The following is a 12,197-nucleotide window of genomic DNA, read 5'->3' as shown; positions in this document are numbered from 1 at the left end:
CCATGCCTGCGGTCAAGGCTTCCTGGTTATCGTCGCTGCAGTATCCGACGGCGATTCTTGGCGCGATTGCCCTGGCGGTGGTCGGTCTTGCCTTGAATCTTCTCCTGCCCGGCCTGTTTTCCGTCCTGCTGCTGAGTGTGGCCGGCGTCGCGATGCTCTGGCTGGCAAATGCCGAATTCCAGCATTACCGCTCGATTTCCCAGGCCTACCAACTGGCCATGCAGGCTGCACACGACGGCTTCTGGGATTGGGACCCGGTCAGCAAGAAACTTCGCGTCGGCTCCCGGCTCCTCCAGATACTGGGCTATCGTGAGGACTTCCTGCCCGACACCCACGCCTGGCTCCGCCTGGTGCATCCGGACGACGTTGCTTTCTACAATCGCGAAGTCGCCCGGCACATCAAGGGCGAAACCGATCATTTCTATTGCGAGTACCGGGTACTGGCCAGCGACGGGCAGTACCGCTGGATCGCCTCGCGCGGACTGGCCGTCCGCGACCGGCACGGAACCGCTTACCAGATGGTCGGCTCGGTCACCGACATCACCGAACGCCGGCAACATCAGGAGGAACTGGAGTTCCTGGCTCGCCACGACAGCCTGACCGGTCTGCCCAACCGCCTGCTTTTCGCCGAACAACTGCAGGCCGCCATCGACGAAGCCGGCCGGCAGCAACAAACGCTGGCCGTCCTGTTCATCGACCTAGACCGCTTCAAGAACATCAACGACAGCCTCGGTCACCGTGCCGGCGACCGCATGCTGCAAACCGTCAGCATCCTCCTGCGCAACCTGTTGCCGGCCGGCAGTCAGCTCTATCGCCAGGGCGGTGACGAATTCATCATCATCCTGCCGCAAAGCGATGGCGCCACGGCGCTGGCTGTTGCCCAGAAACTCAAGGACGCGCTCGGCGAACCGCTGGTCGATGACGACACGACTTTCCTGAGTACCGCCAGCATCGGCATCAGCCTGTTTCCGGAAGATGCCAGCGACGGCGAAACCCTGTTGCGTCACGCCGATGCGGCAATGTATGCGGCCAAGGCCCTGGGCGGCAACGCCATCCGTTTCCACACGCCGCAGATGGATGAGCGCCTGAGCTTGCGGATATCGCTCGAAACGCGACTGCGCAAGGCACTTCAGGACGATTGTTTCGAACTGCACTACCAGCCCAAGCTCAGCCTGGCCGATGGTCGACTGGTCGGCGCCGAGGCCCTGCTGCGCTGGCGCGACGGCGACAACATGATCCCGCCGGACCAGTTCATTCCGGTCGCCGAGGAATGCGGACTGATCGTCCCGCTCGGCGACTGGGTCATCGACCGTGCCGCCCGGCAGATTGCCGAATGGCGGCAGCTTTACGGCGGGATTCCGCCGATCGCCATCAACCTGTCGCCGCGCCAGTTCTGGCGCCCTTCCGTCTCGCAACGGATACTCGACACCCTGGCGGAAAACGGCTTGCCGACATCGGCGATGGATGTTGAAGTCACCGAGTCGGTCGTCCTCGACCCCGGTGGCGACGGTGTCGACCAGCTGTCGCGCCTGCGTGCGGCCGGCATCGGCATCGCCCTCGACGATTTCGGCACCGGTTACTCGTCCCTCTCCTACCTGCAGCGGCTGCCGGTCGGCTCACTCAAGATCGACCGCGCCTTCATCACCGGGCTGCTCGACGACGAACAGCAGCACAACAGCGAGCCGCTGGTCCGGGCGATCATTGCCATGGCGCACAGCCTGTCGCTGGAAGTCGTCGCCGAAGGGGTCGAGACACAAGCCCAGTGGGACATCCTGGCGGCACTGGGCTGCGATGTGGTGCAAGGCTACCTGGTCAGCCGCCCGCTGCCGCACGCGCAGTTTGCCGAACGCTTCCTGAGTCAGACACCGCCCGCTCAGGGATAAACCTTGCAGAAACCGATGCCATTGACCGGGTCGCTGACCAGGCCGAGCAAGGTGAAGAAAATCGACAGACCAATGAAAAAGGCGACCCAACGGGCCGCCTTCCGGTGACGCTGTACCAGTTCCCGGCAGGGCTGGCAGAAGCGCATGACAATTACAGGCCGCGTTGCGCCCGCTTGCGTTCGATTTCCGTCAGATGGCGCTTGCGCAGACGGATCGACTTCGGCGTCAGTTCCACCAGTTCGTCCTCGTCGATGAATTCGACGGCAGCTTCCAGGCTGAGCTGGACCGGCGGCACCAGACGGACGGCTTCGTCAGTCCCCGAGGCGCGGACGTTGGTCAGCTGCTTGCCCTTGATCGGGTTCACGACCAGATCGTTCTCGCGGCTGTGGATGCCGATGATCATGCCCTCGTACAGCTTTTCGCCCGGGCTGACGAACATGCGGCCGCGATCCTGCAGCTTCCACAGCGCGTAGGCCACGGCTTCGCCGTTGTCCTGCGAGATCAGCACGCCGTTGCGACGCTCGGCGACGGTGCCTTCCTTGACCGGGGCGTATTCGTCGAAGACGTGGCTCATCAGGCCGTTGCCGCGGGTCAGGTTCATGAACTCGCCCTGGAAACCGATCAGGCCGCGGGCCGGGATGCGATATTCGATACGAACGCGACCGCGACCGTCCGGCACCATGTCGAGCATCTCGCCCTTGCGCAGGCCGAGCGCTTCCATGACGCCGCCCTGGTGTTCTTCCTCGACGTCGACGGTCAGCTGCTCGTACGGCTCGCATTCGACGCCGTCGATGACCTTCTTGACCACGCGCGGACGACCGACGGCCAGTTCGTAGCCTTCGCGGCGCATGTTTTCGAGCAGGATGCCGAGGTGCAGTTCGCCGCGGCCGGCCACGTCGAAGACGTCGCCGTTCGGGGTGTCATGCACGCGCAGCGCCATGTTGGTCAGCAGTTCCTTGTGCAGGCGATCGCGGATCTGGCGGCTGGTGACGAACTTGCCTTCGGTGCCGGCGAGCGGGCTGGTGTTGACCATGAACTGCATGGACAGCGTCGGTTCGTCGATCTTCAGCAGCGGCAGTGCTTCCGGCTGGTCCGGATCGGTCACGGTACAACCCAGCACCAGATCCTCGATACCGGTGATCTGGACGATGTCACCGGCCAGCCCCTCTTCCATCTCGACCTTGTTCAGGCCCTTGTAGCCGAACACCTGACCGATCTTGGCCTTGATCGGCGAGCGGTCGTGCTCGGCGGCCTCTTCTTCGGTGCCGAACATGACCATCACGTTCTGGCCGGTCTTGACGCGGCCGCGGATGATCTTGCCGACGCCGATGCGACCGACGTAGGACGAATAATCGAGCGCGGAAATCTGCAGCTGCAGCGGCGCGTCGACATCAGCATCGGGGGCCGGCACATGGCGCAGGATGGTGTCGAACAGCGGCTTCATGTTTTCGCGCGGCTGGTCGAGTTCCATCGCCGCCCAGCCGTTGAGGCCGGAAGCGTAAACGATCGGGAAATCGAGCTGCTCGTCGGTGGCGCCGAGCTTGTCGAACAGGTCGAAGGTCAGGTTGACAGCATTGTCCGGATCGGCGCCGTCGCGGTCGACCTTGTTGACCAGCACGATCGGACGCAGGCCCTGGGCCAGCGCCTTCTTGGTCACGAAACGGGTTTGCGGCATCGGGCCTTCGGCGGCGTCGACCAGCAGCACCACGCCATCGACCATGCCGAGCACGCGCTCGACTTCACCGCCGAAGTCCGCGTGGCCCGGGGTATCGACGATGTTGATGTGGATGCCTTCGTATTCGACGGCGGTGTTCTTGGACAGGATGGTGATGCCGCGTTCTTTTTCGATGTCACCGGAGTCCATCACGCAATCGACCACCTGCTGGTGGGCTGCGAAAGTACCGGATTGGCGGAGCAGCTGGTCGACCAGCGTGGTCTTGCCGTGGTCGACGTGGGCGATGATGGCGATGTTGCGGATGGGGCGTGCGGACATGTTTGTAGGAATAGTCAGAAAAATCAAAGGCGTGATTCTACCATCCCATGCTGCGTCGCAGCATATTTGCTCGAACAAGCCGATAAATAATTTTAAGTTTGCTAACAACTGCGATTGGACAGCAAACCGCAGCTTGCCTATGCTCGCGGCAAGACCTCCCGGAGTACCCAAAATGCTGCATCGCGCCCTCACCCTCTGCCTCCTGGCGCTGCTTGCCGCACCGGTAGCCGCAAGCTGGCAGGACCGAAGCAAGCATGACGAAGCCAGGATGGTGGATATCCGCCACGACGGCGAGAAGCGCCGCTACGCGCTGTACGTTCCGCCCGGTCTGGATACCAGCAAGCCAGCGCCACTGGTGCTGGCCTTTCACGGCGGCGGCGGACACGCCGAGTTCATGGCCGACGACGCACGCTACGGTTTGATCAGCAAGGCGCGCGAGGCCGGTTTCGTCGTCGCCTTTCCCAATGGATACAGCCGCTTGCCGCGCGGCCGGCTGGCCACCTGGAACGCCGGCGGCTGCTGCGGCGATGCGCGTGACCGCGGCAGCGACGACGTCGGCTTCAGCCGCGCCGTGGTCGCCGATATCGGCCGCCGGGTGGCAATCGATCGCCAGCGCGTTTTCGCCACCGGCATGTCGAACGGTGCCATGATGGCCTACCGGCTGGCCTGCGAAGCCGCCGACCTGGTCCGCGCAGTGGCCGCCGTCGCCGGTACCGAGGCCGTCGCCGAATGCCGACCGGCGCGGCCGGTGCCGGTCCTGCACATCCACGCGCGCAACGACACGCATGTGCTGTTCGACGGCGGCGCCGGCCCGGACGCCTTTCGCGATGCGAGCAAGGTCATGGATTTCGTCTCGGCGCCGGAAACGGTCAAGCGCTGGGTCGGCCGCAACGCCTGCCAGACGCAACCCGAACGCACACTGGAACGACCTGGCGCCTGGTGCGAACGCTACCGCGGCTGCCGCGACGGCGCCACCGTCCAGCTCTGCGTCACCGCCGACGGCGGCCATTCCTGGCCGGGCGCCGAGGCCGTCCGCCGCGGCAAGGAAAACGCCTCGCAGGCGCTTGACGCCAGCGAGGCGATCTGGACTTTCTTCAGCGAAGTGTCAGGCGCCCGGCGCTGAAACTCAGCCTTCCTTGTTGCGCATGAAGTCGGCGGTATTGAAGAAGTTGTTCAGCAAGACCTTGCGGATGTCTTCCTCGATGCCGACATCCTCCATCGCCAGCACCATGCAGGCGACCCACTGGTCGCGCTCGAGCGTACCGATGGCGAAGGGCATGTGGCGCGCGCGCAGACGCGGATGGCCGTATTCCTCGACGAACAGGTCGGGGCCGCCGAACCAGCCGGAGAGGAACTTGAACAGCTTGTCGCGCGAGCCGGCCAGGCTGGGCGGGTGCATCGCGCGCAGCTCGGCGAACTGGGGAACGGTGTCCATCAGTTCGTAGAAGCGGTCGGCCAGCTTGCCGACCATCGCTTCGCCGCCGATTTTCTCGTAGGTGGTGGCCTGTTTTTCTTCCATGCGGTTCTCCCTGTTTTTATCGTGGTGAATTTTTCTTGCGCGGCGCAGGACGCTGACCGGAAGGACGCTGCGCGTTCGCCGGACGGGCCGCCGAGGCTGCATGACCGGTACGCGGCTTGCCGTGGGTCGAGCCCCCCGGTCTGGCAGGCGCAGATTTTCCGCCCGGCGCCGCTCTTGAGACTGCGGCAACGGCTGCCGCTGCCTTCATGCCAGTACCAGCCGGTTGCCAGGCTGGCACCAGCTGCTTCTTGCCGTTGCCGATCAGGTCGGCGCGACCCATTTCCTTCAAGGCCTCGCGCAGCAGCGGCCAGTTTTCCGGGTCGTGATAACGCAGGAAAGCCTTGTGCAGCTTGCGCTGGCGCGCCCCGCGCACGGCGCCGACGGTTTCCCCGCCCTGCCGGTGCAGCTTTTTCAGCGGGTTCTTCTCGGTGTGATACATGGTCGTCGCCAGCGCCATCGGCGTCGGCAGGAAGGTCTGCACCTGGTCGAGGCGGAAGTTGTTCTTCTTGAGCCACAGCGCCAGGTTGACCATGTCCGTATCCTGGGTGCCCGGGTGCGCGGCGATGAAATACGGGATCAGGTACTGTTCCTTGCCGGCCTCGCGGGAAAAGCGGTCGAACAACTGCTTGAAGCGGTCGTAAGTGCCAATGCCGGGTTTCATCATCTTCGACAGCGGGCCGTCCTCGGTGTGCTCCGGGGCGATCTTCAGGTAGCCGCCGACGTGGTGCTGGACCAGTTCCTTGATGTACTCGGGCGAGCGCACCGCCAGGTCGTAACGCAGGCCGGAGCCGATCAGCACCTTCTTGACGCCCTTCAGGCTGCGCGCCCGGCGGTACAGCGAAATCAGCGGCGTATGGTCGGTGCCGAGGTTTTCACAGATGTCGGGATAGACGCAGGACAGCCGGCGACAGGCCGCTTCGATCTTCTCGTCCTTGCATTTGAGGTGGTACATGTTGGCGGTTGGCCCGCCGAGATCGGAAACGATGCCGGTGAACCCCGGCGTCTTGTCGCGCATTTCCTCGATTTCGCGGATCACCGAATCTTCGGAGCGACTCTGGATGATGCGCCCTTCGTGCTCGGTGATCGAACAGAAGGTACAGCCACCAAAGCAGCCGCGCATGATGTTGACCGAGAAGCGGATCATTTCCCAGGCCGGAATCTTGGCCTCGCCGTAGGCCGGATGCGGCCGACGGGCATAGGGCAGCTCGTAGACACCGTCGAGTTCCTCGGTAATCAGCGGCACCGGCGGCGGATTCAGCCAGACGTCGCGCTCGCCGTGCGCCTGGCGTAAGGCGCGGGCGTTGCCCGGGTTGGATTCGAGGTGAAAGGTGCGCGAGGCGTGGGCATAGAGCACCGGATCGTCCTTGACCTGCTCGTAGGCCGGCAGGCGGACGACGGTATGGGCGCGGCGTTCGCGCCGGGCGGCCAGGCGCTCGGCGCGCGAGACGATGCGCACCGGTTGGGCGCCATCGGTGGCAGCCGGCGTCGCACAGGCATTCTTGTCAGTGCCCTCGTCCATCGCGTAGGGATCGGCGTGCTTGACCAAGGGTCCGGGCGTATCGACCTCGGTCGAATCCATCTCTTCCCACTCAGCGGACGGCAGCCAGTCGCGCCCGACCATGAAGGCGGTGCCGCGCAGGTCGCGGATTTCCGAAATCTTCTCGCCCTTGGCCAGGCGATGCGCCAGTTCGACGATGGCGCGTTCGGCATTGCCGAAGACCAGCAGGTCGGCCTTGGAATCGGGCAGCACCGAGCGGCGCACCTTGTCCGACCAGTAATCGTAGTGCGCAATGCGCCGCAGGCTGGCCTCGATCGAACCGATCACCACGGCCGAACCGGGAAAGGCCTCGCGGCAGCGCTGGGCATAGACGGTGACGGCTCGGTCGGGGCGCTTGTTGGCCTCGCCGTGCGGCGTATAGGCGTCGTCCGAGCGGGGCTTGCGGTCCGAGGTGTAGCGGTTGACCATCGAATCCATGTTGCCGGCGGTGACGCCGAAGAACAGGTTGGGCTTGCCCAGTTGGCGGAAGTCGGCCGCCGAATTCCAGTCCGGCTGGCTGATGATGCCGACGCGGAAGCCCTGGGCCTCGAGCAGGCGCCCGATCAGCGCCATGCCGAAACTCGGGTGGTCGATGTAAGCGTCGCCGGTGATCAGGATGATGTCACAGGAGTCCCAGCCGAGCTGGTCCATTTCGGCCCGGGACATCGGCAGGAAGGGCGCCGGACCAAAGCGGTGGGCCCAGAATTTGCGCCACGAGAAGAGCGGACGAATGGCTGGCTGAGTGGTGTTTGTAAGCATGCAATATTTTACCTAAGTGTGCCAAGTGCCATGGCATACTTGGATTTTTCAACGCCCGTAAAGCTTTCAGGCAACGATGAATCTACCCATCCGCGAACAGTCAGGCGTGCTGATCGTCGAAGTCGGCGGTCGCATAGACCACAGCATTGCAGAAGAGTTCACCCGGGCACTCGACCCCTTGCTGGCCAACTGCTCCCAGGGTCAATTGCCGGTCTTGCTCGATTTCTCCGGCGTGATCTACATCAGCAGCGCCGGACTGCGCGTCCTGATGATGGCCTCGCGCCAGGCCAAGGCCCAGCAAGGCAGCTTCGCCATCGCCGCGTTAACGCCCCTGGTCCAGGAAGTGTTCACGATCAGCCGCTTCAACCTGATCGTTCCCTGCTATGCCAGCGTGGACGCAGCCTGCAAGGTACTCGGCCAATGAAACAGGTGGTTTTCTGGGGTACCCGGGGCTCATTGCCGACGGCAATGACCAGTCACGACATCCGGGAAAAGATCGTTTCCGCGCTGGTTACCGCCAATGGCCGGAGTTTCCGCAATCGCGCCGCCATCGACGAATTCGTCGACAGCCTGCCTTTTGCCGTCAGCTCGACCTTCGGCGGCAATTCCTCGTGCGTCGAGATCGTCGCCGACTGCCCTGAACACATCATCTGTGACATGGGCAGCGGCGCCCGCCCGCTCGGCCAGGCCAAGATCGCCCGTTTCGGCGTGCCCAACCCGCAGACCTATCACATCTTCGTCTCGCACCTGCACTGGGATCACCTGATGGGATTCCCGTTCTTCACGCCGATGTACATTCCGGGCAACCGGATCGTCATCCACGGTTGCCACGCGCAACTCGAGGAAGCCATCCGCCTGCAGATGCGAGCCCCCTGCTTTCCCGTGGATTACTCGCAGGCCGGCGCGAAAATCGAATTCGACCTGATGACGCCGGGCAAACCGCATTTCATCTGCGGCCTGAACGTCACGCCCAAGTTGCAACTGCATGCCGGCGACTCCTACGGCTACCGTTTCGACAGCGTCGACAAATCGGTGGTCTACAGCACCGACTCGGAACACAAGCTCGACGACATCGAATCCTTCGACGAATTCATCCGCTTCTTCGACAAGGCCGACCTGGTCATCTTCGACGCCATGTACTCGCTGGCCGAGGCCGCCTCGGTCAAATCGGACTGGGGACATTCGAGCAATGTCGTTGGCGTCGAGTTGTGCCAGGCCGCTGCCGCCAAGAAGCTGGCGCTGTTCCACCACGAACCGATCCACGACGACAAACAGCTCAGCCGACTGCTCGCCGAAACCCGCCGCCTTGAGCAAATCACGCGCGGCGATCGGGCGCCGCTGGAGATCGTCTCCGCTTACGACGGACTGATCGTCGAATTGTGAGCCGCCTGACCGCCCTCGCCGCGGCCCTGCTGCGCGCCGGGCGGGGACGCCTGTTCCCGGTCGTGCTGCTGGCGATAGCCGCCGGCCTGCTGCACAACATCGAGCGCACGCCCTTGCACAACCTGCAGGCCAGCCAGTTCGACCGCTATCAGCGACTGCAGCCGAGACAACGCGAGAACGAGCCGGTCATCGTCGTCGGCATCGACAGCCAGAGTCTGGTTGCCCATGGCCAGTGGCCCTGGCCGCGCGATCTGGTCGCCCGCTTGTTGACCAGGATACAGGCCGGCGAACCGCTGGCCGTCGGTCTCGACTTCGTTTTCGCCGAGCGCGACCAGCATGCCCCCGAACTGATCGCCCGTCGCCTGCCCGGCAGCGCCCACCTGCTGCACGGTTTGCCCGACCCGGATGCGGTCCTGGCCGAGGTCGTCGGCCGCGCCCCGAGCACGCTGGCGGTCGTCGGCCTGTCCCGCGAGTTGCCGGGCGCCCGGAAGCCGCTGCATCCCCTGCCGGCGGTAACAATGGACCCCGCCGCGACGACCGCCCTGCCGCACTTTGCCAGCGCCCTCGCCAGCCGCCCCGAACTCCAGACCGCAGCCGGCAGCGAGGGCTTCATCAACGCCACCCCGGACAATCTGGCCAGCCACGGCGAACGCGGCATCCTGCGCCGGGTCCCCACGCTGGCCTTCATTCACGACCAGCCCTACCTGTCGCTGCCGCTGGAAATGGTGCGCCAGGCGCTGGGCGGCGGCGAGGTCGCGGTCGACCAGAGCAGCGCCGGCATGCGCGGCATCCGGATCGGCGACTACCACCTGCCGACGCAGGCCAACGGCGAACTGCTGCTGCACTTCGGCAAGGCCAGCGCCAACTACTATCTATCGGCGGCCGACGTCCTGGGCGGCGTGCATCCGCCGGAAATATTCGCCTCGCGCTTCGTCATCGTCGGTTTCAACAGCATCGGCCTGCAGGACCGGGTGATCAGCCCGCTCGGCGACAGTCTGCCCGGCGTGGACATTCACGCCCAGGTCATCGAAAGCCTGCTCGAGCAAGCCGCTTTGCGCCGGCCGCACTGGATGCCGCTGGTCGAGATGAGCGCCCTGCTGTTTGGCGGATTGTTGCTGATCGCTGCCGTGCCGGCGCTACGTCCGCGTTACGCGGTCTTCACCTTCGCCGGCCTCAGCCTGAGCCTGGTCGGCAGCGGTTACCTGGCCTTCCTGGCCGGTCGCTGGCTGTTCGACGGACCGTCGCTGAGCGTCCTCCTGGCCCCGGTCTTCATGGCCCTGCTCGGCAGCACGCTGATTGCCGCCGACGCCCGCCGCCGCGAAGCGGAACGCCAGTTGCAGAGCAGCCGCGAGGAAGCCGCCCGCGTCGCCGGCGAACTCGATGCCGCCCGCAAAATCCAGATGGGCCTGCTGCCCGACCCGGAAAAGTGCTTTGCCGGAGAAAAGCGTTTCGCCATCGGCGCCGTGCTCGAACCCGCCCGAGCCGTCGGCGGCGATTACTACGACTGTTTCATGCTCGACCGGCAGCGCCTGTGCATCGCCATCGGCGACGTTTCCGGCAAGGGCGTGCCGGCCAGCCTGTTCATGGCCATCTCCAAGACCCTGAGCGGCACACTGGCCCGCCGCCACGACGATCTGGCCGCCGCCGTGCAGGACATCGAACGCGAACTCAGCCGGGAAAATCCGGCCTATCTGTTCGTCACCGCCTTCATCGCCATTCTCGACGTCGAATCCGGAACGCTGGATTACGTCTGTGCCGGCCACGATGCGCCGATGCTCAAGCGCGGCGCAGACATCCTGCGCATCGATACTGAGACCATCGCTGGTCCGCCCCTGTGTGCGCTGGGCGACTACCCTTACGTTGCCGGCCGGAGCACCTTGTCGCCCGGCGACCTGCTCTGCCTGTTCACCGATGGCGTCAGCGAGGCCGGTGACGGCGGCGAACTATTTGGCACGCAGCGGCTGGCCGACTGCCTGGCGACGCTCCCCGACGCCTCACCGAGCCAGCAATGCGCGCTGATCCGCGACGCGGTCCGGCGCTTCGAGGCCGGCGCGGCGCCGGCCGATGACCTGACCCTGCTGCTGCTGCGCTGGAACGGACCGCTCAGCGGATATTGATTTCCACCCGGCGGTTACGCGCTTCCTCGACCTCGTCGGCGGTGGCCACCAGCGGCTCCCGCTCACCGCGACCGGCGACTTCGAGTTTTTCTGCCGGCAGGCCCTCAGCCACCAGCAGATCGCGCATGGTCTGCGCCCGCTGCAATGACAGCGCGTCGTTGGCTTCCACCGAACCGACCCGGTCGGTATGGCCGATGACCATGACCTCAGGCGCCGTGCGCGCTGCAACTTCCTGCCTGACCCGGGCAAACTCGGCCTCGGACTCGGGCGTCAGACGATCGCTGCCGAGTTCGAAATAGAGCACGAAGCTGACCGGACGCACCGGCAGCGCCTGCAAGGTCTGCGCGTAACGGGCCTGCACCGTTTCGGCATCGGTCTGATCGGCACGATTGATGCCAAGACGCCGAACCGTCGCCGCGTAGGGCTGGTCGAGCACCTGTTCGGTACCAGCGCGATCCCGCAGCACGACGGCGGCCGGCTTGCCGTCGGGCGACGGCAGCAGGACCACGCGCTCGCTGGCACAACCGGCCAGCAGGAGTAACGCCAGCCCCGGCAGCAGCAACTTATTCATTGCTGCCTCCGGCGACCTCGATGATGAACTCGGTGCCGCGAACGCCAAGCACCGAGGTCGGCGTATGGAAATCGACCGATTCCGGTGTCCGCTTGGCGATCTTGCCGGTAGCGACCGACAGCGTCCCTTTACGGACGCCGACCGACATCCGGCCATCCAGCGTCGAACTGTCGAAAGCGAATTTGTCGATCACCACCAGCGAGCCCGGGCCGGCGGAAAGCAAGGTGTTGTCGCGCAAGGTCACGCCGACGGCGCCATCGCCACCGGTACGCACGCGATCGGCAACCCGTACCTGGGTGCCCACCGGAGCCGGCAGGGTTTCGCCCTGACGCTCGATGACAACCCGGCCGCTGCTCGTCTTGACCATGCCGGCCACGTCGGCCGCCAACGCGGAAAGACTGCCGGCCATGCCGACAATCATCAAAGCTGCTGCAC

General features: G+C 64.9%; 11 protein-coding genes. 5 read left to right on the top strand and 6 right to left on the bottom strand.

Annotated elements, in window-relative coordinates:
• The first annotated feature begins 2 nt into the window (after positions 1 to 2).
• Positions 3 to 1,883, top strand: coding sequence for a putative bifunctional diguanylate cyclase/phosphodiesterase (locus AADV58_RS09555; RefSeq protein ID WP_341743027.1), 1,881 nt, complete (start codon positions 3 to 5; stop codon positions 1,881 to 1,883).
• Here the strand turns inward: AADV58_RS09555 and AADV58_RS09550 are convergent.
• Positions 1,874 to 2,029 carry a hypothetical protein gene (locus AADV58_RS09550; RefSeq protein ID WP_298393490.1) on the bottom strand — a complete coding sequence of 52 codons (156 nt, stop codon included), beginning with the start codon at positions 2,027 to 2,029 and terminating at the stop codon, positions 1,874 to 1,876. The genes AADV58_RS09555 and AADV58_RS09550 overlap by 10 nt on opposite strands.
• 5 nt (positions 2,030 to 2,034) lie before the next feature.
• The gene (gene typA, locus AADV58_RS09545; RefSeq protein ID WP_298393488.1) at positions 2,035 to 3,876 is read right to left on the bottom strand and encodes a translational GTPase TypA; all 1,842 of its coding nucleotides are present in this window, start codon (positions 3,874 to 3,876) and stop codon (positions 2,035 to 2,037) included.
• Positions 3,877 to 4,048: 172 nt separating this feature from the next.
• On the opposite strand from typA, the gene AADV58_RS09540 reads away from it, so the two are divergent.
• Positions 4,049 to 4,999, top strand: a complete 951-nt coding sequence (locus AADV58_RS09540; RefSeq protein ID WP_298393486.1) for an extracellular catalytic domain type 1 short-chain-length polyhydroxyalkanoate depolymerase — start codon at positions 4,049 to 4,051, stop codon at positions 4,997 to 4,999.
• 3 nt (positions 5,000 to 5,002) lie between these two features.
• Here the strand turns inward: AADV58_RS09540 and AADV58_RS09535 are convergent, their stop codons facing one another.
• Both AADV58_RS09535 and AADV58_RS09530 read right to left on the bottom strand, forming a co-directional pair.
• Positions 5,003 to 5,395, bottom strand: coding sequence for a group II truncated hemoglobin (locus AADV58_RS09535; protein ID WP_281984138.1), 393 nt, complete (start codon positions 5,393 to 5,395; stop codon positions 5,003 to 5,005).
• A gap of 16 nt (positions 5,396 to 5,411) precedes the next feature.
• Positions 5,412 to 7,598 (bottom strand): YgiQ family radical SAM protein, encoded by a 2,187-nt coding sequence (locus AADV58_RS09530; protein ID WP_424243847.1) that lies wholly within the window; start codon positions 7,596 to 7,598, stop codon positions 5,412 to 5,414.
• A gap of 169 nt (positions 7,599 to 7,767) precedes the next feature.
• Here AADV58_RS09530 and AADV58_RS09525 point away from each other — a divergent pair, with 169 nt between their 5' ends.
• The 3 genes from AADV58_RS09525 to AADV58_RS09515 are packed head-to-tail and all read left to right on the top strand — an operon-like array spanning position 7,768 to position 11,191.
• Positions 7,768 to 8,115, top strand: a complete 348-nt coding sequence (locus tag AADV58_RS09525; protein WP_298393481.1) for an STAS domain-containing protein — start codon at positions 7,768 to 7,770, stop codon at positions 8,113 to 8,115.
• Between the two features lie 44 nt (positions 8,116 to 8,159).
• Complete coding sequence (locus AADV58_RS09520; RefSeq protein ID WP_298393479.1) at positions 8,160 to 9,074, top strand: MBL fold metallo-hydrolase; 915 nt, start codon at positions 8,160 to 8,162, stop codon at positions 9,072 to 9,074.
• A complete protein-coding gene (locus AADV58_RS09515) occupies positions 9,071 to 11,191 on the top strand; it encodes a CHASE2 domain-containing protein (protein WP_341743025.1) in 2,121 nt (706 codons plus the stop codon). The genes AADV58_RS09520 and AADV58_RS09515 overlap by 4 nt, the downstream gene beginning before the upstream one ends.
• Here the strand turns inward: AADV58_RS09515 and AADV58_RS09510 are convergent.
• Both AADV58_RS09510 and AADV58_RS09505 read right to left on the bottom strand, forming a co-directional pair.
• Positions 11,178 to 11,762, bottom strand: a complete 585-nt coding sequence (locus AADV58_RS09510; RefSeq protein ID WP_298393475.1) for an OmpA family protein — start codon at positions 11,760 to 11,762, stop codon at positions 11,178 to 11,180. The two genes, AADV58_RS09515 and AADV58_RS09510, sit on opposite strands and share 14 nt — an antisense overlap.
• Positions 11,755 to 12,183 (bottom strand): FecR family protein, encoded by a 429-nt coding sequence (locus AADV58_RS09505; protein ID WP_341743024.1) that lies wholly within the window; start codon positions 12,181 to 12,183, stop codon positions 11,755 to 11,757. The genes AADV58_RS09510 and AADV58_RS09505 overlap by 8 nt, the downstream gene beginning before the upstream one ends.
• Positions 12,184 to 12,197: the final 14 nt, after the last annotated feature.

This window comes from Azonexus hydrophilus, from assembly GCF_038368255.1.
GTDB lineage: Bacteria > Pseudomonadota > Gammaproteobacteria > Burkholderiales > Rhodocyclaceae > Azonexus > Azonexus hydrophilus.
Note: the sequence above shows the minus strand (reverse complement) of the source record. Positions and strands in the feature narration are given on the sequence as shown.